Here is a 22,383-nt window from a genome sequence, read left to right as displayed (position 1 = left end):
ACGGCGAAGGCCGCAAGGCCTTCGCCCCCGGAGATCGCCATGACTGATGTCACCCCGCGCGTGGTCGCCACCGATGCCGCGCGCGATCTCATCGCCACGCTCAAGGCCAAGCACGGCCCGCTGATGTTCCACCAGTCCGGCGGCTGCTGCGACGGCAGCGCGCCCATGTGTTATCCGCTGGGCGAGTTCCTGGTGGGCAGCTCGGACCTGCTGCTGGGCGAACTGCAGGGCTGCCCCTTCTATATCGGCGAAGATCAGTTCGCCTACTGGGAACACACGCAACTCATCATCGACGCCATCGAGGGACGTGGCGGCGCCTTCTCGCTGGACAGCGCCGAAGGCCGCCGCTTCCTGTTGCGTTCGCGCCTGTACAGCGACGCGGAGTGGGCCCGCGTGGCGCCCGTCAGCCGCGCGGGGTGAGGCGACGCCGCATCGGGCGCCTGGGCCGGATCGGCAATGCGTCGACGTTGCTGCACACCACCAGGATCTCTGCCGGACGACGGCCGGTGCTGAGATAGACATGGCCCTGGCTGCTGTCGAAGTAGGCCGACTCGTGGCGGGCCAGATCCACGTGTTCGCCGTTCTCGAATGCGATGCGCACCTTGCCCGACAGCACCACGATGAACTCCTGCCCCGGATGACGGATGTAGTCATCGAACTCGTTGACCGCACGCGCGTCGATGGTGCCCCACATGGGGATCATCTGCTTGCCGGGAAAGTCGCCCATCATGAGGCGATAGTGATAGTTGTCCGTGACGTAGTTGCGCACGTCGGCCAGCGTGTTCTTCACGAAGGTCGGTGCGGCGGCAGTCGGCGCGCAGCCCGACGGCATGAACAGGCGCGTCATTTCGATGCCCAGCGCACGCGCCAGCGCGGCGAATTTTTCATAACTGAGCGCCAGCTGCCCCAGCTCGGCCTTGGACAAGGTCGACACGGCGATGCCGGAGGCATCCGACAGCGCCTGCAGGGTCATCTTGCGCGCCTTGCGCTCGGCGCGCAGACGCGCGCCCATTTCTTCCTTGCCGACGATCGCGGGCAAGACGGAAGGGTCGGCAGCAGCCATGGCATGTTCCGCTAGCAAAGAGTGGGTCAGGAAGGCGGCCCGGTGAGGCCGGGCCGCCGCCGAGATTGTAACTTTGCCGGCCTCAGGCGCCGCCATCGGGTGCCTGGGCGCCCTTGCGGGACACGATCATCCCGTAATGCTCCGGACGCCGGTGAGCCGCAAAATTAAAGATATTGGCGCGGTAGTTCTCGCTGGCCGACAGATCGCACACGAAGTTGATGACCTCGTCGTCCTCGGAGAAGGTCCGCACCATCACCTCCCCGGTGGGTGCGACGATGCAGGATCCGCCGATCATGGGATTGCCCTCTTCCACGCCGGCCTTGCCGGCCGCCGCGACCCAGCAGGCATTCTGGTAGGCGCCGGCCTGCAGCGACAGCAGATGGTGGTGCATGCGCAGGTGCAGGGGCTCATCCCATTGGGTGTAGCCGGAGGGCGTGTTGTAGCCCACCATCACCACCTCCACGCGCTGCAGGCCCATCACCCGATAGGTCTCGGGCCAGCGGCGGTCGTTGCAGATGCACATGCCGATGGCCGCATCGGGGGTCTGCCAGACCGGGAAGCCCAGGTCGCCCACTTCGAAGTACTTCTTCTCCAGATGCTGCACGGCCTGGCCCTCGCGGGTGGCGGCTTCGCCCGGAATATGGATCTTGCGATACTTGCCGACGATGCCGCCGTCGCGCCCGACCAGGATGCTGGTGTTGTACTGCACCCCGCCAGCCAGCTCGGCATAGCCCAGATAAAACCCCACGCCCAGCGCCCGCGCCGCGTCGAAAAGAGGCTGCGTGAGCGGCCCCGGCATCTCGGTTTCGAAAAAGGCGTGGACCTCGGCGGGATCCTCCATCGACCAGCGCGGGAAGAACGTGGTCAGCGCCAGCTCGGGGAACGTCACCCAGGTTGCGCCGCGGCTGTGGGCCTCGCGCAGCATCTCGAGCAGCCGCGCGACCACGCGCTGGCGGCTGTCGCTGCGCTGCACCGGGCCCATCTGGGCCACGGCAAGATGCAGTTTGCGCGCGCTCATTGTCCGCTCCAGTTCAGCACCCGGCCGGGGTGTTCGCCGGTGAACCCCTGTTCGCGCCAGACCGGCGCGCCATTGACATAGACCGAATGGATGCCCGCGGCGCGCTCGGTGGGACGGTCGAAGGTGGCCGCATCGGCCACCTGTTCGGGGTCGAACACCACCAGATCGGCGAAAAAGCCCGGCTGCACCACGCCGCGCTCGGCCAGGCCGAAGCGGCTGGCGGTCAGGCCGGTCATCTTCCAGACCGCCGTCTCCAGCGGGAACAGCCCCAGGTCGCGGCTGTAATGTCCCAGCACCCGCGGGAAGGTCCCCCACAGGCGCGGATGCGGGCGCTCGTCATGCGGCAGCCCGTCGGAGCCGATCATGGTCGGCCCGAAGGCCAGGATGCGTTGCACGTCGTCCTCGTCCATCATGAAATAGATGGCCCCGGCCGGCTGCAGTTCGGCCACCAGGTCGAACTTGGATTTTCCGCGCTCGGCCGCGACCTCATCCAGGTCACGCCCGGCCAGCTCGGGAAAAGGCTTGCACCAGGTAATGAGGGTGCGCCCGGCCAACAGCACGCTGTCCTGCTTGAGCATGGTGGAGCCGGCCACATAGGGGTAGGCATCGAGCGACACCGACTGCTCGGTCATGGCCCGTTCGATGATGGCCAGCGTCTCCGTGGAACGACCGAAATTGGGTTTGCCCGCGAGCTTGTGATGGGAAATGACCACCGGCACGTCGAGCTCGCGGCCGATGCGGAAAGTCTCCTCCAGCGCCGCCACGATGTGCTCGCCCTCGTCGCGCATGTGGGTGGCATAGACGCCGCCGTGCTCGGCCAGCGGACGGCAGACCTCAATGATCTCCTCGGTGGTGGCCTGGGCGGCGGGCGGATAGAAGGTGCCGGTGGAAATGCCGATGGCGCCGCTGGCCAGCGCCTCGTCGGCCAGCGCGCGCATGGCATCGATTTCGCCGGCATTGGCCGGACGATGCAGCTCGGGCATGACCGCGGCGCGCAGGGTCGAATGGCCCACCATGCAGGCCGCATTGACCGCCGCCGGCGTTTCGCGCAGGGCCTGCAGATAGGCCGCAAAAGACGTGAAGCGGAACGAGCCGCCCTCATCGAGCAGATCCAGAGGCGCCGGCGGCGCGGCATCGGCCAGCGGCGCCAGGCTGATGCCGCAATTGCCGGTCACCACCGTGGTGACGCCCTGGGAGATCTTGGGTGTCATGTCGCGCTTGCGCAGCAGGTAGTTGTCGTCGTGGGTATGGGAGTCGATGAAGCCTGGCGCGACCACCATGCCGCTGACGTCGATGCGCTCGCGCGCGGCGGCCTGGCTCAGGTCGCCCACGGCCACCACGCGATCGCCCCGCACGCCCACATCGGCGCGACGCCCGGGGGTATTGGTGCCGTCGATGACCGTACCGCCGGCCAGAACATAATCCAGGACTTCACTCGCTGCTTGGGACATTGGGTGCTCCGAAAAAAGGCCGGCAGGGCTGCTGCGGCGGTTCAGGCGCCAGGGCGCCACGGGGTATCAAACGAAATGGCAGGCCACTTCCTGCTGGGGCGCCACCTCGCGCGGCAAAGGCGCGACTTCGGCGCAACGCGGCTGCGCCATCGGGCAACGGGTTCGAAACGCACAGCCCGACGGCGGCGACAGCGGGCTGGGGATCTCTCCCTTGAGCACCTGCGCCGGCTGACGGTCGCGCGCCGAGGGCGCCGAGGCCATCAGGGCGCGGGTGTAGGGATGGGCGGGACGCTGGAACACCGCGTCGCGCGGCCCGGTCTCGACGATGCGGCCCAGGTACATCACCGCCACATAATGGCTGATGTGCCGCACCACGCTCAGGTCGTGCGAAATGAACACGTAGGTCAGGCCCATGTCGCGCTGCAGATCCATCAGCAGATTGATCACCTGCGCCTGCACCGAGACGTCCAGCGCCGAGACGGGCTCGTCGCAGACGATCAGGCCCGGGTCCAGGGCCAGCGCGCGCGCGATCACGATACGCTGGCGCTGGCCGCCGGAGAACTCGTGCGGATAGCGTTCGGCGGCATCCGGGCGCAGGCTCACGCGCGCCAGCAGCTCGGCCACGCGGGCGCGGATGGCGGCGCGGTCATGGCCGAAATTGCGCAAGGGTTCGCCGATGATGTCGCGCACCCGCATACGCGGATTCATCGAGGAAAACGGGTCCTGGAAGATGAACTGCATGCGCTGGCGCATCTGCCGCAATTCAGCCGCCTTCATCTCGGCCAGGTCCCGGCCTTCGAGCAGGATGCGGCCTTCGGTCGGGTCGGTCAGACGGATGAGGCACTTGCCGGTGGTCGACTTGCCGCAGCCGGACTCGCCCACCAGGCTCAGGGTGCGCCCGCGCGGCACCGACAGCGACACGCCGTCAACGGCGCGCAACACGCGCCCGCCCTCGAGGGCGAAGTGCTTCTTCAGGCCGATGACCTGCAGCAGCGGCTCACTGGAATTCTGGGTTTGCATAGGATTCTTCATGCGGTCTGGACCGATTCAACGCGCGCCCAGCACCAGCTGCGGTGGCGCTCGCCGGCCTCGACCGGCGGCGGTTCCTGCTCGCTGCAACGCGGCAGGGCCTGATCGCAACGGGCCGCGAACGCGCAGCCGCGCGACGCCGGGGTGATCACCGGCACGATGCCGGGCAATTCGGCCAGCCGGGTATCGTGGCCCTGCCCGTCGACGAAGGCGGGCAGCGAACGGATCAGGGCCTGGGTATAAGGATGCTGCGGACGGTCGAGCACATCATCGACGCTGCCCTCCTCCACCTTGCGCCCGGCATACATCACGATGACGCGCTGGCACATCTGCGCCACCACCCCAAGATCGTGGGTGATGAGCACGATGGCCGTGCCCAGGCGCGCCTGGATATCGCGCAACAGGTGCAGGATCTGCGCCTGGATGGTGACGTCCAGCGCCGTGGTGGGTTCGTCGGCGATCAGCACCTTGGGCTGACAGGCCAGCGCCATGGCGATCATGGCGCGCTGACGCATGCCGCCCGACAGCTGGAAGGGATACTCGTTGACGCGCCGCGCGGGGTCGGAGATCTGCACCAGCTCCAGCAGCTTGACCGCCTGCGCCAACGCCTCGCGCCGCGACAAGCCCTGGTGAAGCACAAGCGATTCGCTGATCTGCCGCCCGATGGTGAACACCGGGTTGAGCGAAGTCATCGGCTCCTGGAAGATCATCGACAACTGATTGCCGCGGATATCGCGCATGACCCGCTCGGGCAAGGCCAGCAGGTCGCGGCCGTCGAACTCGATGCTGCCGCCGGCCACCCGGCCGGGCGCGCGCAGCAGACGCATGATCGACAGCGAGGTGACGCTCTTGCCGCAACCGGACTCGCCCACCAGGCCGAGGGTTTCGCCCGGCATGAGATCGAACGACAGGCCATTGACGGCCACCACGGTGGTGTCTTCGCCCTCGAAACAGGTGCGCAGGTCGCGCACGCGCAGTACGGGATCGTTATGGGTCGCCATGGATGTTCCTACAGTTTGCGGGCCAGGCGCGGGTCGAGCATGTCGCGCAGACCGTCGCCCACCAGGTTGACCGCCAGCACGGCAGCGCCCAGGAACAGGCCGGGATAGAGAATGATGTGAAAGGCCACCGCCACATAGTTCCGGCCTTCGGCCATGATGTTGCCCCAGCTGGGAATCTGCGGCGGAATGCCCACACCCAGAAAGCTCAGCACGGCTTCGGTCAGAATCGCCGAAGCGGCAATGAAGGTGGCCTGCACCATCAGCGGCGCAAACAGGTTGGGCAGAATGTGGCGCCACAGGATGGCCGGCACGCGCGTGCCGCTGGCCACTGCCGCCTCGATATAGGGTTGCTCGCGCAGCGTCAGCACCAGCGCCCGCACCAGTCGCACCACACGCGGGACCTCCGGAATGATGATGGCCACGATCACGGTGCCCAGCCCCCCTTTGAGGGTTGCCATCAGGGCAATGGCCAGCAGCACGCCGGGGATGGCCATCAGGCCGTCCATGAAACGCATGATCAGCGCATCGACACGGCGGAAGTAGCCCGCCAGCATGCCCAGCAGCACGCCGATGGCGGTGGCCACCAGCGCCACCGCGATGCCGACCAGCAGCGATACCCGCGCGCCCCACAAGGTGCGCGAGTACACATCGCGGCCCAGTGCGTCGGTGCCGAAAAAGTGCTCCATCGAAGGCGGTTTCATGCGCGCCAGCGGGTCGATCTCCTGCGGGTCGTAGGGCGCCAGCCAGGGCGCGGCCAGGGCGACGATCGCCAGCAGCGCAAGAATGGCCACGCCGAGATAAAGCGTCGGATGTCGGCGCAGGGCGCGCAGCCAGCGGGGGCCGGTCGCGCGCCTGGCGTCGGCAGGCAGGGAAGTAGCAGTCATCGCGGCCCCGTTCAGTAGCGGATGCGCGGGTCGAAGAGCCGGTAGCTCAGGTCGACCAGCAGGTTGATCAAGACATAGATGCCCGAGGCGACCAGCAGCACGCCCTGGATGACCGGGTAGTCGTGGCGCAGCACCGCATCCACGGTCAGACGGCCCAGGCCCGGAATGGCGAACACCGTCTCGGTGACCACCACGCCGCCGATCAAGAGCGCCACGCCCACGCCAATGGTCGTGACGATGGGGTTGGCGGCGTTCTTGAGGGCATGCCAGATCACCGCGCCCGGAGCCAGCCCCTTGGCGCGCGCCGTACGGATGTAGTCTTCCGAGAGCGCCTCCAGCATGGTGGTGCGCGTCATGCGCGTGAGCAGCGCCATGTACACCAGGCCCAGCGACACGCAGGGCAACACCAGATGCCGCAGGTAGGGCACTACGCCCTGGGCCAGCGGCCGGTAACCTTGCACCGGCAACCAGCCCAGCTTGATCGAAAAGCCGTAGACCAGGCTGTAGCCGATCAGAAACACCGGCACGGAGAAGGCGCAGACCGCCATCACCATCACCAGCCGGTCAATCCAGCGGCCGGCGAACCAGGCCGCCAGCACACCCAGGGGAATGGCCAGGATCACCGCGAACAGCATGGTGAAGACCGCGATCGAGAAAGTCGGCCCCAGACGCTGGCCTATCAGTTCCGAGACCGGCATCTGGGTCGAGATCGAGGTGCCCAGATCGCCGGTGACGATGTTGGCGACCCAGATCCCGAACTGCTGCAGCAGGGGCTTGTCCAGCCCCAGGTTCTGACGGATTTTCTCGACGTCCTCGGCCGTGGCGTTGTCACCCGCGATCACCGCTGCCGGATCGCCCGGCGAGATGTGGATCAGAAGGAACACCACCACGGCGACGACCGCCATGACGGGTATGACCGCCGCAATGCGGCGCAGAATAAATTTCACGCTGACTTCCCCTGGGGCCCGGCGTTCAGGGCTTATCGATGTTCCACATCACCGGAATGCCGCTTTGCAGCAGCCCGATGTCCTTCAGCCCACGCGTGCCGAAGACCGGCTTGAACTCGCCCCACATCACGTAGGGCACGGTCTGGTAGGCGCGCGCCTGGACCTGGGCCGCCAGCTCCTTGCGCTTGTCGGCGTCGGTTTCACGCAGCCAGGCAGTGCGCAAGGCATCCAGCTCCTTGTCGCAGGGCCAGCCCGGCAAACTGTTGCCGCAAGCCGCCGACAGCCACGGGTTGGTCAAGGGCGTGCTGGCGTCGTAGTAGCCGCCCCAGGTCAGGAAGAGGTTCCAGCCGCCCTGATCCGGCGCATCCTTCTTCAGGCGGCGCGAAGCCATCGAGGACCAGTCCATGGACTGCATGTCCACGTTGACGCCGGCCTTCTTGAGGGTCTGGCCCAGCACCATGGTGGCCGGTGCGCTCAGGTGGTCGGAGGGCAGCAGCACCACGACCTTCTCGCCCTTGTAGCCCGCCTCTTTGAGCAGCGCCTTGGCTCGCTCGAAGTCCTGCTTTCCATAAGCCTGCGAGCCGGCGTCGGTAGCCAGCGGCGAGCCGCAGATGTACATCGTGCGGCAATCGTCGACGCGGTATTTTTCGCTGTAGCCCATGGCCGAGAGCATCTGCGCCGGGCTCACCAGGTGATACAGCGCCTGGCGGGCGCGCTCGTCATTGAAGGGAGGATGCAGGGAGTTGATGACCACCATCCCCTGGGTCGACACCGACGGGGTCAACTGGATGTCGCTGTTGGACTCGACCACCGGCAGGAAATCGGGCGCGACCTGCTCGACCATGTCCACTTCGCCGTTCATCAGCGCCGCGGTCGAGGTATTGCCATCGGGAATGTAGATCCACTCCACGCGGTCGACCTTCACGTTCTTGCCGCCGGCCAGTCCGTCCGGCGCCTCGGCGCGCGGCTTGTAATCGGGGTTCTTGACGTAGACCACCTTGTTGCCCGGCACCCATTCATCGCGCTTGAACAGGAAGGGGCCCGAGCCCACCACCTCGGTGACCTGGGTGTTGGGATCCGTTTCCGCCAGGCGCTTGGGCATGATGAACGGCGGCAGGCCAGAGGGCTTGGACAAGGCTTCCAGCACCAGCCCGAAGGGCTCGTCCAGGGTCAGCACGAAGCTGTCCTGGCCGGTGACCTCGAACTTGGCGCCCGCGGCCATCAGGGCCTGCCCCATGGTGTCCTTCTTGGCCCAGCGCTGGATCGACGCGACGCAGTCCTCGGCCGTCACGGGATTGCCGTCGCTGAACGCCAGGCCCGGGCGCAGCTTGAATTCCCAGCGCTTGCCGTCCTCGGAATGCGACCACGTGTCGACCATCTGCGGTTGCACCCGGCCCTGGCTGTCCTGCGCGAACAGCATGTCGAACACCATGTAGCCATGGTTGCGCGTGATGTAGGCGGTGTTGAAGTGCGGATCCAGCGTCTTCAGGTCGGCATGCGGCACCACGCGCAGCGTCTTGCCCTCGGCCAGCGCCTGCCCCCCGGCAGCCAGCATCGCGGCCGCCGCAGCCAGCAGCGTCAATCGTTTCATCATTATCGTTCCCCAGGAATGGGCGCCCGGCGCCCGGTCGTTCAGGCCACCAAGGGCCATTTCGGAAGTTTGACCTTGCGATAGGGCAAGGCGTTGTAGTCCTGCGTGATCGCGCCCGGCGTCTGGACATAGATCACATGTTTGGCCACCTTCGAGTAGGAGGCATAGAAATGCTGCGACGACTTCACCACGATGATGCGCATGGCCGAGAGATCCACGCCGAACTGCGTGAACAGGTCGGTGCCCATGGCCTGCACGCGCAGGGAAGTCAGCACCAGGGTCACGCCCTGGCAGCGCACCACCGCCACGTCGCCCAATTGCGCAGGCGTGCCGGCCAGGCCGGTCATCACCGCATCGCGCTTGAGCGCCAGCACCTCGCAGGCCAGATCCAGCGGCTGGCCCGACACCGCGGCCACCTTGCCGCCCACGCGCAATTGAATCTGCGCCCCCTCGCCGGCCTCGAAGCACAACAGCACCGACACCGGATCCCAGAAGGGGCCGATGGCTGCCGGCTCGATGCCACGCGCCAGCACGCGTTCGAGGATGAAGGTCGAATCGCTGGGCGCGCCGCCGCCGGCGTTGTCGGCCGAATCAGCCAGCACGACCGGGAAATCGCCAAAGGCCAGCGCCTCGTCCAGCGCCTGGTCGGTCGGCGGATAGGCCGGCGAGAGCTGATCGCGCAGCGCGATCAGTTCCTCGCCCAGTTCACGGGCCAGGCGCTCGGCCAGGCGTGCATCGCCATCGGTATAGACCAGCACCTTGGCGCCCATGTCGGCCGTATCGCCCCAGGGGAAGCCGTGGGCGATGGATACCGACAGGATGCCGTCGCGGCCTTCCATGTCCAGCAGCCGGTCCACGAAGCTGCGCATCGGCTCGCGGCTGGTATGCATGATGGAGATCATCTCGCAATCGAACACGCCCAGCGCCGGCGCAATGCGGCCCTCGGCCTGGGCCACGCACAGATCGACCAGATCCAGCCCGCGCTCCAGGATATCGGTATGCGGGTACTCCTTGAAACAGACCAGGAAGTCGGCCGCCTCGGTCATCGTTTCGGTCATGTGGCAATGCGGATCCAGTTCGGCGCCGATCACCGTGTCCGGGCCCACGATTTCCCGGGCGCGGCGCAGCAGATCGCCTTCGCAATCGTCATAGCCATCAGCCACCATCGCCCCATGCAGGCCGAACAGCGCGATATCCACCGGGCCGGCGTCGCGCAGGTCCTGCAGCAGTTCGTCGCGCAGGGTTTCGTAAGCATGGCGGGTCGTGATGCCGGCCGGCATCGCGCCGGCGCACATGCCCTCGATGAGCGTCCAGTCCTTGCCCTGGGCGCGCTGGCGCGCCGCCCACAGCGGGCCGGTAAACATCTGCATGCGGTCCGGGTGCTGCCCGGCCGGGAAATAGCCCCGCGCACGATAGGCGCCCAGCCCCGTCGGGATGGGCGAGAAAGTGTTCGTTTCGGTCGCCAGCGACCCGGAAAAGATTCTCATGCTGTCCTCTCAGTAAGGCCCGCAAGCGCCCGTTGCGCCAGGCAGCGGGCGACGGCTCAGGCCGATTCGCCCAGCCAGGCCTGCACTTCGATTTCCACATCCACGCCCATGGCCAGCGCAGCCTGCACGGTGGAACGCGACGGGAACATGCCGTCCTTGAAGTGGCTGCGATAGGCTTCGTTGAAATCCGCGAACTGCGCCAGATCGGTCAGCCAGATCGTGGCGCGCACCACGTCGTCCAGGCTGGCGCCGGCCAGGGCCAGGGTTTCCTTGATGCGCTCCATGGCGGCATGGGTCTGCTCGCGGATATCGCCGCGCACGACCTGCCCGCTGGCATCCAGCGGAATCTGCCCCGACAGGAACAGGAAACCGCCGGCGCGCGTGGCGCGCGAGAAAGGCAGCGGCAGGGAACTCGGATAACGGGTGATGGCGCTCAAGACAGCCTCCGGCAAGAAATTAGGAAAGGGAAAAACGTCAGCGCAGCCGCGCCGGCGACAGCGCATCGCCCTGCACGCCATGGCGCGTCAGGGTGTCGGGCAGGGCTTGGCGGCTGACCAGCGCGGCCGCCAGCTCCGAAGCCGCGGCAGCCGTCTGGATGCCATAGCCGCCCTGGGCGGCCAGCCAGAAGAACGCAGGCGCGGCATCGTCCCAGCCGATCACGAAATCGCCGTCACGCACGAAGGAGCGCAAACCCGCCCAGGTATGGCGCGGACGGCGGATCTGCAAGGTGGTGGCCGCTTCGATGCGATAGATGCCCGTGGCGACGTCGAGCTCTTCGGGCACCACGTCGTGGGCATCGACCGGGTCGGTGTTGGCCGGAGAACCCAGCAACTGACCGGCATCGGGTTTGAAATAGAAACTCTCATCGATTCCGACGACGGCCGGCCAGCCGCTGAAATCGACCTCCTGCGGGCCGCTGAAGGTAAAGGCGGTGCGCCGGCAAGGCTGCAAACCCACCGGCTGCGCGCCGCAGACGGCCGCCACCTGGTCGGCCCAGGCGCCGGCCGCATCGATGACGACCCTGGCGCGTACCGTGGCGCCGTCGGCAAGGGTCAGGTTCCAGACGCCGGCCTCATGCCGGGCCGCCACCACTTCGGCGTTGTTACGCAGTTGCGCGCCTCGCGCGCGCAGGCCGCGCAGAAAACCCTGGTGCAAGGCGTGCACATCGATATCCTTGGCATCGGGCTCCTCCAGCACGCCGGCCAGCTCGGCCGGCCGCAGACAGGGCACGCGACGAGCGGCCTCCTGCGGATCGATCAGGCGCACATTGTCGGATTGCTGGCGGAAGTCGTCGTAGGTCTGCTGCAGCAGCTCGCGCTGATCGTGCGTGGCCAGGTAGAACACGCCGCGCTCGATCAGCAAGGGATGCTCGCTGAACCCTTGCGGCGGCTGTTCATAGAACGCACGGCTGGCGCGCGTCAGCGCGCGGATCTGCGGCGTGCCATAGGTTTCCATGAACATCGCGGCCGAGCGGCCGGTCGAGTGGTAGCCGGGCTGGGCCTCGCGCTCCAGGACCATCACGCTGGCGTGCTGGCTCAAACGCCAGGCCACGGACGAGCCGGCAATGCCGGCGCCGATGACCGCGTAGTCGAATACAAGATCACTGCTCATGGGTATCGGATACGAGAATTCTATTATCGGAAAATTCTCAGATACGATAATGAAGCCTGCACCGCAACGTAATAAGGGCTTTTACCGATCCCGCATTGCCAGAAGACGTGCCAGCCGAGAATAATCGGGGCTTCATCCCGACAGGCAAGACATGACTCCCTTCAAAGGCAAGCTGCGCGTGCGACATCTGGAAATCGTGCTGGCGGTGGCCGAACTCGGCAATCTGTCGCGCGCGGCCGCCCAGCTGCAAACCAGCCAGCCCAGTCTGTCACGAGCGATCGCCGAGATCGAAGAGCTGGTGGGCGCGCGCCTGTTCGAGCGCACCGCCAAAGGCAGCCACTGCACCCCGCTGGGATTGGCCATGTGCCGCCACGCGCGCCAGCTGCTGATCGATTTCCGCAAGGCCGAGGTCGACATGGCCGCGCTGCTGCGCGGCGACCAGGGCAGCCTTACGGTCGGCTGCTTCGCGCTTTTCAGCGGCTGGCCGGCCGCGCCGGCGGCGCGGCGCTTTCGCGCCGATTTCCCCCGCATCACCCTGAGCATCGAGGTCGGCACGCATGAGCAACTGATCGAACAACTCGATGCGGGCGCCATCGATCTGTTGGTCAGCCGCTACTCGGCCGCCGTCAATCCGCAGATCTATCGTTCGGTCACCCTGCTCAATGACCCGGTGGTGCTGGCCTGCGCGCCGGGCCATACGCTGACGACACGCCCTGGCGCCACGCTGGCCGATTACGCGCGCTACCCGTGGATCACCGCCCTGCCCGGCAGCCGGATCCGCGCCGAGCTGGAAATGAATCTGGTGCAAGCCGGCCTGCCCGTGCCGGATATGATCGGCGCTCTCTCGCCCGAATTCAGCCGCGAACTGCTGCGGGACAGCGACTATCTCTGGATGCTGCCCGGCAGCGTGGCCGCCGTGCACCAGGCCCGCGGCGAACTGGCCGTGCTGCCGGTGCTGCCCGGCATCCAACCCTCGCCGCTGGCGGCCATCTGGCGGCGCGACCGGCCCAGCAGCCGGCCGGCGCGCGCCTTCACGGCCCGCATGGCGCAGGCCATCCGCCACGACCTGCCGCCCGGCCAGCCATTCGCTTTGCGCATGGCCTGAATCGCCACACGCATGAAGGCGGCCGGGTTTCGTTCGTACCATAGCCGCATCCGACATCCCGCAGGCCTGATCCATGACCCAGAACGTCTACGCCACCCTGCCGCAAGGCCGGGTGCGCGGGCTGCGCCAGGGCGCAGTCAGCCGCTACAGCGCGATCCCCTATGCCGAACCGCCGGTGGGCGAGCTGCGCTTTGCCCCACCCCGGCCCTTTCTCTGGCAGGGCGAGCTCGACGCCCGCCTGCCTGGCCCGGTGGCGCCTCAGCTGCCCTCGCGCCTGGAAGCCGCCATGGGCGGCTTTCGCGCCGCGCAGGCTGAGGATTGCCTGCACCTGACTGTCTGGACGCCGGTAGCCGACGAAGCCCGCCGCCCCGTGGTGCTATGGGTGCACGGCGGCGCCTGGCAAAGCGGCGGCGTACTGCCCTGGTATGACGGCGCGCGGCTGGCCGCCGAGGGCGATATCGTGGTGGTGGCCGTCAACTACCGCCTGGGCGCGCTGGGCTGGCAGCCCCTGCCGGGCGGCACGGCCAATGCCGGCCTGCTCGACCTGGAACTGGCGATCGACTGGGTGCATGACCACATCGCCGCCTTCGGCGGGGATGCCTCGGCGCTGACCGTCATGGGTCAATCGGCCGGCGCCTCGAATCTGATTGCCCTGCTTACGCGCCAGCCGCGCTTCTCGCGCGCCATCCTGCAAAGCGCGGCGCTGGGCAGGGGCTGGCGCAGCGCCGAAGACAGCGCACGACTGGGCCGGGCGCTTTATGCCGCCTGCGGCATCGAATCGCTGAGCCAGGCCCGCGCCCTGCCGGCGGCCGCCTGGCTGCAGGCCGGCACCCATCCTGCCGTGCTGCTGGCCCTGCAGGAGGAAGGCCAGGGCCGCAGTCTGGCCGCTCCCGTGTGCGATGGCGAGATTCTGCCTCGGGACATGAACGCCGCGCTCACGCGCGCACAGGCCCACTGCGATGTGCTGGTCAGCTACACCCGTGACGAAATGGCGGCCTTCCCCGGCCACGACCGCCACAGCCAGGCCGAAACCGGGCGCCTGTTCGGCCAGCCGGCGCGCGACTGGGCCAGCGCGGCCGCCGCCCACGGCCGCCAGTCCTGGCTGGCGCGCTTTGACGTCGGGCCCAGCGAACGCTTCGGCGCCTGCCACTGCATCGAGCTGCCCTTTACCTTCGGCACGCTGGACACCTACGCCAACGCCCCCATGCTGGCCGGCCTGTCGCCGGCCGCAGGGCAGGCGCTGTCGCAACGCGTGCGCCAGGCCTGGATTGCCTTCATCCGTGGCGGCAGCCCCGGCTGGGCCCCGGCGCCGCAAGAGGAAATCCTGGCCTGAAGGCCGCACTTTGAAGATCGACGGAGGAGACACCCCATGCTACGACGCGCCCTGCTCGCGCTGACCCTGACCCTGCTCGCGCCGCTGGCGCTGGCCGCCTATCCCGACAAACCCTTGCGGCTGATCATCAACAACCCGGCCGGCGGGCCGGTCGATGCCATGGCCCGGCTGCTGGGCACGCGCCTGGGCGAACGCTGGGGACAACCCGTCATCGTCGAGAACCGTCCCGGCGCCTCGGGCATGATCAGCGTCAATGCCCTCACCAAGGCCGCCCCCGACGGCTATACCCTGGGTCTGGTGGTGGCCTCCACGGTCACCATCGTGCCGTTCGCGGTCAGCAACTTCGATCCGGTCGACGCGCTGACGCCCATCTCGCTGGTGGCACGCACCCCCTTCGTGTTCGTGGTCGCCGCCGACAGCCCCTTGCGCAGCTGGGAGGATTTCGTGGCCGCCAGCAAGGCGCGCGAACTGAACCTGGGTTCGTTTTCGATCGGCACCGCCTTTCACCTGGTATGGGAGCAGACCGCGCGGCGCGCCGGCATCCAGGCCTTGTATGCGCCGTCGTCATCCTCGGGCAAGACCCTCAACGACCTGATCGGCGGCCAGCTCGACATCGCGCTGGATGCCCCCTCCAGCGCCAAGGGGTTGCTGGACAGCGGCCGTCTGAGGGCGCTGGCGATCACCAGCCCGCAGCGCTTTGCCAACCTGCCCGATACGCCCACCCTGCAGGAAGCCGGCATGGACGGCTATGCGGCCCAGCCCTGGATCGGGCTGATGGGGCCGGCCGGCCTGTCTGCCGAACAGGCGGCCTTCATCGGCGACAGCGTGGCCGAGGTATTGCAGGAGCCCGCCATGCGCCAGCAGATGCAGCAGCTGGGCATGATCCCGATCGGCGGCGATGCCCGGGCGCTGCGCGAGACGATCGCCGCCGAGCGCGCCGAGATGGCCCCGCTGGTGCGCGAACTGGGAATCCGGCTGCAATAACACAACACAGGGGAAAACCCTGAACATCCCCCACGACAGGAGGGCGCGGTCGCTGACGTCGGGGGAAACGCGGCACAATCATGGCTGCTCGTCATTACCGGAACCGCATAGTCATGGAATACACCCCTCCCAAAGTCTGGACCTGGAACCAGGGCGGCGCCAGCACCGCCTCGCCGGCCTCCTCGCTGAACCGGCCCGTGGCCGGCGCCACGCATGAGAAGGTCCTGCCGGTCGGCCGCCATCCCCTGCAGCTCTATTCGCTGGGCACGCCCAACGGCCAGAAGGTCACCATCATGCTGGAAGAACTGCTGGCACTGGGCCACCAGGGCGCCGAGTACGATGCCTGGCTGATCCGCATCGGCCAGGGCGACCAGTTCGGCAGCGGTTTCGTCGACATCAATCCCAACTCCAAGATCCCGGCCCTGATGGACCGCTCGGGCGAACAGCCGATCCCGGTGTTCGAGTCGGGCGCCATCCTGCTGTATCTGGCCGAGAAGTTCGGCGCCCTGCTGCCGCAGGACCCGGCCGGACGCGCGCGCACCCTGTCGTGGCTGTTCTGGCAGATGGGCAGCGCCCCCTTCGTGGGCGGCGGCTTCGGCCACTTCTATCATTACGCGCCGGTGAAGATCGAGTACGCCATCGACCGCTTCACCATGGAAACCAAGCGCCAGCTCGACGTGCTGGAACGCCGCCTGAGCGAGTCGCCCTATCTGGCCGGCGCGCAGTACACCATCGCCGACATTGCCGCCCTGCCCTGGTATGGCGGCATCGTCAAAGGGATGCTGTACGACGCCGCCGAGTTCATCTCGGCCCAGGATTATCCGCAGGTGCAACGCTGGGCCGACGAACTGCTGGCCCGCCCCGCCGTGCAGCGCGGCCGCATGGTCAATCGCACCTCGGGCGAACTCTCGCAGCAACTGCACGAACGCCACGACGCCAGCGACTTCGACACCCGTACGCAGGACAAGCTGCAGGGCTAGGAAAGGCCGGGGATCGGACCTCCCGTGGGCCTGCCGCGAGATTCGATCCCCGCCTGCTCAAGCCTGCGGGGAAGAAGGGTCATGCGCATCGCCCCGGGTGCCGCTGCGGTGCAGTATCAAGCCGGTCAGCACCAGCATGCCGCCCGCCGTGCAGGCGGCATGCCATCCCCCCATGCGCCAGCTTAGGCCGGCTACCCATGAGCCTGCTGCGCCACCGACGAACATGCCGCTCATGAACAGCGTATTGAGCCGGCTCCTCGCCTGCGGCTGCAGGGCATAGATCACGTGCTGATTGGAAATGAGCGCCAGCTGCTCACCGATATCCAGCAAAAGAATGCCGGCAATCAGCCCGGCCATGCTGCCCCATAGGCCCAGAACCGGGTACGACAGCAACATGATCAGGCAGGCGCCCCCGATCACGGCCTGCGGGCCGCGACGATCCGCCATGCGCCCCGCCAGCGGCGCCATCAAGACTCCCGCCGCCCCCACGACCCCCATCAGGCCGGCAACATCGGCGCCCAAGCCATAGGCTTGGTGCATATGCAGGGCCAGAATGGTCCACAAGCCCATGAAGGACGCAAAGAGGGCGGCCTGGATACACGTTGCCCGGCGCAGCAAAGGCTCCGCGCGCCACAGACCGATCAGCGACCTCATAAGTGCGAAGTAACCATGCCCGGCCTGAGGCTCGCTATGGGGTAGTTTGACGCGCAACACCAGCCAGGCCAGCGCCGTCAGGACCGCACCCAGCCAATACGTCGCGCGCCAACCCCAGTGGTCGCCGACAACTCCGCCAACAGCCCTGCCCAGCAAAAGCCCGCACAGCACTCCGCTCATCACGATGCCGACGGCCTGACCGCGCCGATCGGGCGCAGCCAGCTCTGCGGCGAACGGCACGATTTGCTGCGCCACCGAGGCCGAGATGCCCACACACGCCGAGGCGAGCACCAGCCCCCAGGCATTCGGCGTGGCAGCCAGGACGATCAAGGCCACCACCAAGGCCGCGGCCTGGCCAAGAATGAGTTTTCTGCGATCGACCCGGTCGCCGAGAGGCACCAGGAAAAACAGGCCGCAGGCAAATCCCAATTGGGTCGCGGTCGGAGCCACACTGACCAGGCCGCCTGCCTGCGGGAAGGCCTGGTGCAGCAACTCCAGCAACGGCTGGTTGTAATAGACGTTCGATACGAAGATGCCGCAGGCGAGCGCCATTGCCGCCAGCAAGGCCGTATCGAGGCGGCCGGGCGGCGTCCTGGCCTCATTCTGCGGCTGAGATCCGCTCGCAACGGTTTCCCGACTCATGGACGGCTCACAAAGTAATAGACAGGCCGCCATGGTGGCCGAGGGGGCAGGCAAAGTCTTTGGCTTAGAATTTCAGATGTCTGAAATCCCCAAGCCCGTCGGCTCTTGCCCTGTGATGAGGATGTCCAACGCTGACCAGGCAGGCCCCTCCAGGCCACATGCCCGCGCCGATACGCGCGACGACGATATGGTGGCCTTTGGCCCGTACCAGTTGTTTCCACGGCTGCGGCTCCTGCTCAAGGAGGGGGTACGGTTGAAGCTGGGCGACCGGGCTCTCGACGTGCTCATCCAGCTGGTCGGCGCTGCCGGGAAACCGCTCTCCAAAGACGCCCTCCTTGCCCGGATATGGCCCAAAGAAGCCGTCGAGGAGAACAGCCTGCAAGCGCAGATCTCGTCGCTGCGGAAAATCCTGGGCGCGGATCGCGATCTCATTGCGACGGAGTTCGGCCGGGGCTACCGTTTCACGGGTTCCATACAGTCTCATCGCGCGGTGACGGCTTCCTTTGCCGCCAGCCCCGGACGCAGCGGGCTGCCCCGCCCGAGATCGCCCTTGGTCGGTCGGGCAAGGGAGTTGCAGGAATTAAATCGCCTGCTCGCCACCCGGCGGCTGCTGACGCTCGCAGGCCCCGCCGGTGTAGGCAAGACCCGATTGGCCATAGAGGTCGCTTCGGCGTCCAGCCGCTGTTTTCCGGACGGGGTTTATTTCGCCGACTTGTCGCAGCTTGGCAGCGCCAGTTCGGTGGCGGCGGTCCTGTCCAGTGTGCTGGCGGGTTTCAGCGCCAGCGGCGCGCCGCTGGCGCCCGAGCGCGGAGCAGCCCTGCTGCTTGTCGACAATTGCGAACACCTGGCATCGGCTTGTGCCGATGCCATTGAACCGCTCCTGCAAGCCGAGCCCGCCCTTAACATCCTGCTCACCAGCCAAACCCCGCTGGGACTCGATGGCGAGCAGGTCTACCGGGTCCGCCCTCTGGCCGTGCCCCCGCCATCGTCAGCGGCCGCCCGCGCGCGGGAATACAGTGCCGTCGAACTGTTTGTCCGCCGCGTCATGGCCGCTGACTATCATTTCGAGCTGACTGAAAAAAAACTGGCGCAGATAGCCGCAATATGCAGGGCGCTCGACGGAATTCCCCTGGCGCTGGAGATTGCGGCAGCCCGGGTGCCGTCGCTGGGGCTCGCCGCCATCACGCAAGACCTGGCTCTTTCATCGGAATGGCCCGCCGCAGCGGCAGGCCGCAACGCCGCACGCCACCGCACGCTCGGCGACGCCATGAAATGGAGCTACCGGCTCCTGAACCCGGCCGAACAGACGACGTTTCAAGAGTTGGCCATTTTCCCTGGCGATTTCACGCTTCCGGATGCGCAACAGCTCGTATCCCTGCAGCCGGGCCACGCCCCTAGACTGCTCGATGTCATTTACGGCCTCGCCGAGAAGTCCCTGATCACGTTGCAGGCAGGCACCCGGCCAGGCCGCTACCGCTATCTGAGCATGCTGCGCGCATACGCCCTGGAGCAGCTGGGAAGCAGGGCGGACAGCCTGGCCGAAAAGCATGCGCACTTCGTCGACAGGCGGGTTTCCCAGGCTCAGCGGGACTGGACCTCATTGCCCACGACACAATGGGGAAGACAGTACGAACATCACATCGATGACATCCGCTCGGCGCTCTCCTGGGCCTTCCAGGCAGGCCACGACCGCCCACTGGGCTTGCGCATCCTGGCCAGATCCGCCCCTTTCTGGATACAGCTGTCGCTGCATGATGAGTGCCGCCAGCGGATTACGGCAGCGCTTGAAAAGGCGGAAGGCCCTTCCATGGAGGCCCATCAGGAAATGATGATTCAGGCCGCATTGGCGACCTCCCTGACCTGGTCTCGCGGGCCCCTGCCAGCCAACGGGCAGGCGTGGGCCCGGACCGCCGCTCTGGCATTGCGGCTCGGCGACCAGGAGATGCGCCTGCAAGCGGAGTATGGCTTATGGCTCTTTCATCTGCGGGGCGGCCGTAATGCTCAGGCGCTGCAGCACGGCAGAGCCATGGCCGATCTGGCCACGGAATTTGGCGATCAGGATGCGCTGCTGACCGCGCGCCGGCTGATCGGGACGGCTTACCACTTCCTGGGCCGCCATGCCGAGGCTTTGCTTGAAATCGAATCCATGCTTGAGGCTTACGTACGCGACACGCCCCAGGGCTCGAACTTCAGATTCGGTCTGGACCAGCGCGTGGCGGGCTGGGCTTTTCTTGCCCGCATCCACTGCCTGATGGGCAATGCAAGCGAGGCGAGACGCGCGGCTCAGCTGGCCATTGACGAAGCCACGGCGCTGGACCACGCCTGCTCGCTGTGTTGCGCCCTGGTGGAGGGAAGCTGCACGGTCGCGGCTCTTTCCGGCGACGCGCAAGAGGTGTTGCGCGTATCGCAGCAGCTGAATCAAGCCGCTGCCCGCCATGGCCTGCATTTCTGGGCGCTCTACGGTGCAGCCTTTGCCCTGTGGGCGCGGGTCGTGCAGACCCCCCTTGCGGTATCTTTCTCCGAACTCCAGGCAACGTTGCACAGGCTGCAGTCGCATGGCTTCGACCCGGCTTACTCCGTCTTCTTGCCCGACTTTGCAGACGCGATGATCGAACAAGGGCATAGCCGGGAAGCCCGCGAACTCATCGACACCCGCCTGGGCCGCGAGGCCGACGCCGGACAGCACTGGAACGCGCCGGAACTCATGCGGGTCAAGGCCAGAGCGCTGCAGCACGACGCGGCAAGCCGCAGTGCCGCCGCGGCGCTCTTGCAGCAGGCATTACAACTGGCGCAGACCCAGGGCGCCCAAGCCTGGCAGACCCGGCTGGCAGCCCACTGACGCGGCCATCTCACCGGGCCCCGCACCGCCGCTCTTGCCCATCGCGCCGGGGGGGCCGCCGCCATGGCGCAAGGCAAACGGTAAATAGAAAACGGGGCCTGCGGCCCCGTTTGCATGGCTGGCGTCCCGGCAGGATCAGCCGATCACGCGAAAGCGCGCGCCATCCTCCATAAAGGCCTTCTCGCCGAAGCCGCCCTCATGCGAGCCGAAAGGCATCTGGGCGCGCAGCGTCCAGGAGGCCGGGATGTCCCAGCGTGCTGCCACCGCCGCATCGATCAGCGGGTTGTAGTGCTGCAGGCTGGCGCCCACGCCGGCCTGGGACAACGCGGTCCAGACAGACAGCTGCGCCATGCCGCTGGCCTGCTCCGACCAGATCGGGAAATTGGCGGCATAGGCGGCGAAACGCTCCTGCAGGCCGCGCACCACGTCCTGGTCTTCAAAGAAAAGCACCGTACCCACGCCGGCGGCAAAGCTCTTGAGCTTGGCTTCGGTCTGGGCAAAAGTCTCGGCCGGCGCGACCTTGCGCACCTCGTCGATGGCGATGTCCCACAGCGCCTCGCTTTCGGCGCCGAACAACACCACCACCCGCGAACTCTGCGAATTGAACGCCGACGGACTGTGCTTGACGGCTTCCTGGATGATCGTGGCCAGTTCCTGCTTGCCATGCGACAGATTGCGTCCCAGGGCATATTGCGTGCGGCGTTGCTTCAGTGCGTCGATATACGCATTGTTCATTTGGTGTACCTCGCGGCGAAAGAATCAAAAAAGATGTTGAAGCGATTCTACCCAGGGCCGCGGGGCAGGGGCTAGCGTTTACCCTCAAAAAAACGGGGGTTTTGGCAAGACGGATTGTTCTACTGATGAACCCAATCCCGGCTCATGCCCGCCCCCCTCCAGGCTGTGCGCGCTCACTCCCTTGCCGCCAGCCAGGGCAGGATCACGGCCAATACGGCCTCGGGCTGCTCGCGATGCGGCACATGACCGCAGCCGGCGAACACATGCTGTTGCCCGCGCGCCAGGGTGGCGATGCGATCCGGATGCGCCAGCGACCCATACTCGTCCTGGTCGCCATGCAACGCGAGCGCCGGGCAGCGAACCTGCTGCAGTTCATGATCCAGATTCCAGCCGGCGAAATCCTCAGCCAGCCAGGTATCGATCCAGGCACTCAGCACCCAGGCGGCCTTGTCCCCGTGGTAGCGCGCCAGGCGGTCAAGCTGCCCCGGCTGGGCAAAACCCGCACGCGCCTCGCGGATCCCCGCCAGGGTGCGCGGCTCGACAAAAGCCTGAGCCGACTCGGTAATCAGCCCCCGGCAATCTTCGCCCCAGGCCGCCGCGCAAGCGATGGCCATGCCGCCCCCCACGCTGTGACCCAGCGCCACGAACGTCGTGATGCCCAGTTGCGCGCGCATCCGCGCGAAATCCTCGCGCGCCTCGGCGCTGACGAAATCCGGCCGCAGGCGCGCCGGGTGCGCCGCCGACTGGCCAAAACCGAGCCGGTCATAGGCCACCACCTCGCGTCCGCTGGCCTGGGCCAGCTGCTGCGGAAAGTCCCGCCACAAGGCCACGCAACCGAGGGAATCGTGCATCAGCACCAGCGGCGCTGCGCCGGCACCGGCCGCGGGACGCCAACGACGTGCAAACAGGGCACCGGCCGGGGTCTCAATCAGATGATCTTCAATCGCGACAGAGGACATGCTTGGGCTTCCGACGAAAAGAAGCCCTGATAGTACGTTGGGCCCGGCGGCGAGCGCGCCGGGACTTCTA

Annotated in this window: 20 protein-coding genes; 6 read left to right on the top strand and 14 right to left on the bottom strand. The window is 67.0% G+C overall.

Annotated features, from left to right (window positions below):
- The first annotated feature begins 39 nt into the window (after positions 1 to 39).
- A complete protein-coding gene (locus A7V84_RS10800; RefSeq protein ID WP_025512856.1) occupies positions 40 to 420 on the top strand; it encodes a DUF779 domain-containing protein in 381 nt (126 codons plus the stop codon).
- Here the strand turns inward: A7V84_RS10800 and A7V84_RS10795 are convergent.
- From A7V84_RS10795 to A7V84_RS10745, 11 genes are all read right to left on the bottom strand, one after another.
- Positions 404 to 1,063, bottom strand: a complete 660-nt coding sequence (locus A7V84_RS10795; RefSeq protein WP_052125832.1) for a helix-turn-helix domain-containing protein — start codon at positions 1,061 to 1,063, stop codon at positions 404 to 406. The two genes, A7V84_RS10800 and A7V84_RS10795, sit on opposite strands and share 17 nt — an antisense overlap.
- Positions 1,064 to 1,145: 82 nt before the next feature.
- The gene (locus A7V84_RS10790; RefSeq protein WP_025512858.1) at positions 1,146 to 2,081 is read right to left on the bottom strand and encodes an N-carbamoyl-D-amino-acid hydrolase; all 936 of its coding nucleotides are present in this window, start codon (positions 2,079 to 2,081) and stop codon (positions 1,146 to 1,148) included.
- Positions 2,078 to 3,532 (bottom strand): N-acyl-D-amino-acid deacylase family protein, encoded by a 1,455-nt coding sequence (locus A7V84_RS10785; protein WP_025512859.1) that lies wholly within the window; start codon positions 3,530 to 3,532, stop codon positions 2,078 to 2,080. The genes A7V84_RS10790 and A7V84_RS10785 overlap by 4 nt, the downstream gene beginning before the upstream one ends.
- Positions 3,533 to 3,598: 66 nt before the next feature.
- A complete protein-coding gene (locus A7V84_RS10780; RefSeq protein ID WP_025512860.1) occupies positions 3,599 to 4,552 on the bottom strand; it encodes an ABC transporter ATP-binding protein in 954 nt (317 codons plus the stop codon).
- A gap of 8 nt (positions 4,553 to 4,560) precedes the next feature.
- Positions 4,561 to 5,562, bottom strand: coding sequence for an ABC transporter ATP-binding protein (locus tag A7V84_RS10775; protein ID WP_025512861.1), 1,002 nt, complete (start codon positions 5,560 to 5,562; stop codon positions 4,561 to 4,563).
- Between the two features lie 8 nt (positions 5,563 to 5,570).
- Positions 5,571 to 6,446: an ABC transporter permease gene (locus A7V84_RS10770; RefSeq protein ID WP_025512862.1), complete on the bottom strand. Its 876-nt coding sequence runs from the start codon at positions 6,444 to 6,446 to the stop codon at positions 5,571 to 5,573.
- Positions 6,447 to 6,457: 11 nt separating this feature from the next.
- Entirely contained in the window at positions 6,458 to 7,393 is a 936-nt protein-coding gene (locus A7V84_RS10765; RefSeq protein ID WP_025512863.1) for an ABC transporter permease, read from the bottom strand.
- A gap of 25 nt (positions 7,394 to 7,418) precedes the next feature.
- Positions 7,419 to 8,987 (bottom strand): ABC transporter substrate-binding protein, encoded by a 1,569-nt coding sequence (locus A7V84_RS10760; RefSeq protein ID WP_025512864.1) that lies wholly within the window; start codon positions 8,985 to 8,987, stop codon positions 7,419 to 7,421.
- A gap of 38 nt (positions 8,988 to 9,025) precedes the next feature.
- Positions 9,026 to 10,471, bottom strand: coding sequence for a M81 family metallopeptidase (locus tag A7V84_RS10755; protein ID WP_025512865.1), 1,446 nt, complete (start codon positions 10,469 to 10,471; stop codon positions 9,026 to 9,028).
- A gap of 56 nt (positions 10,472 to 10,527) precedes the next feature.
- Positions 10,528 to 10,908, bottom strand: a complete 381-nt coding sequence (locus A7V84_RS10750; RefSeq protein WP_025512866.1) for a RidA family protein — start codon at positions 10,906 to 10,908, stop codon at positions 10,528 to 10,530.
- 37 nt (positions 10,909 to 10,945) lie between these two features.
- The gene (locus A7V84_RS10745; RefSeq protein WP_025512867.1) at positions 10,946 to 12,082 is read right to left on the bottom strand and encodes an NAD(P)/FAD-dependent oxidoreductase; all 1,137 of its coding nucleotides are present in this window, start codon (positions 12,080 to 12,082) and stop codon (positions 10,946 to 10,948) included.
- A gap of 151 nt (positions 12,083 to 12,233) precedes the next feature.
- Here A7V84_RS10745 and A7V84_RS10740 point away from each other — a divergent pair, with 151 nt between their 5' ends.
- The 4 genes from A7V84_RS10740 to yghU all read left to right on the top strand — a co-directional run bounded on the left by A7V84_RS10740 (position 12,234) and on the right by yghU (position 16,484).
- Complete coding sequence (locus tag A7V84_RS10740) at positions 12,234 to 13,187, top strand: LysR substrate-binding domain-containing protein (protein ID WP_052125833.1); 954 nt, start codon at positions 12,234 to 12,236, stop codon at positions 13,185 to 13,187.
- A 73-nt stretch (positions 13,188 to 13,260) separates the two neighbouring features.
- The gene (locus A7V84_RS10735; protein ID WP_063491899.1) at positions 13,261 to 14,520 is read left to right on the top strand and encodes a carboxylesterase family protein; all 1,260 of its coding nucleotides are present in this window, start codon (positions 13,261 to 13,263) and stop codon (positions 14,518 to 14,520) included.
- Between the two features lie 36 nt (positions 14,521 to 14,556).
- Positions 14,557 to 15,504, top strand: a complete 948-nt coding sequence (locus A7V84_RS10730) for a tripartite tricarboxylate transporter substrate binding protein (RefSeq protein ID WP_033535426.1) — start codon at positions 14,557 to 14,559, stop codon at positions 15,502 to 15,504.
- 113 nt (positions 15,505 to 15,617) lie between these two features.
- On the top strand, positions 15,618 to 16,484 hold the full coding sequence (gene yghU / locus A7V84_RS10725) for a glutathione-dependent disulfide-bond oxidoreductase (protein ID WP_025512871.1): 867 nt from the start codon (positions 15,618 to 15,620) through the stop codon (positions 16,482 to 16,484).
- Between the two features lie 57 nt (positions 16,485 to 16,541).
- Here the strand turns inward: yghU and A7V84_RS10720 are convergent, their stop codons facing one another.
- Positions 16,542 to 17,780: an MFS transporter gene (locus A7V84_RS10720; protein WP_063491898.1), complete on the bottom strand. Its 1,239-nt coding sequence runs from the start codon at positions 17,778 to 17,780 to the stop codon at positions 16,542 to 16,544.
- A 121-nt stretch (positions 17,781 to 17,901) separates the two neighbouring features.
- On the opposite strand from A7V84_RS10720, the gene A7V84_RS10715 reads away from it, so the two are divergent.
- Entirely contained in the window at positions 17,902 to 20,619 is a 2,718-nt protein-coding gene (locus A7V84_RS10715; protein WP_157988185.1) for an ATP-binding protein, read from the top strand.
- Positions 20,620 to 20,754: 135 nt separating this feature from the next.
- Here the strand turns inward: A7V84_RS10715 and A7V84_RS10710 are convergent, their stop codons facing one another.
- Entirely contained in the window at positions 20,755 to 21,354 is a 600-nt protein-coding gene (locus A7V84_RS10710) for a nitroreductase family protein (RefSeq protein ID WP_025512874.1), read from the bottom strand.
- 173 nt (positions 21,355 to 21,527) lie between these two features.
- Positions 21,528 to 22,313 (bottom strand): alpha/beta fold hydrolase, encoded by a 786-nt coding sequence (locus tag A7V84_RS10705; RefSeq protein WP_033535430.1) that lies wholly within the window; start codon positions 22,311 to 22,313, stop codon positions 21,528 to 21,530.
- Between the last annotated feature and the right edge of the window lie 70 nt (positions 22,314 to 22,383).

The organism is Bordetella trematum, from assembly GCF_900078335.1.
Classification (GTDB): Bacteria; Pseudomonadota; Gammaproteobacteria; order Burkholderiales; family Burkholderiaceae_B; genus Bordetella; species Bordetella trematum.
This window is presented reverse-complemented; position numbering and strand designations above follow the sequence as displayed.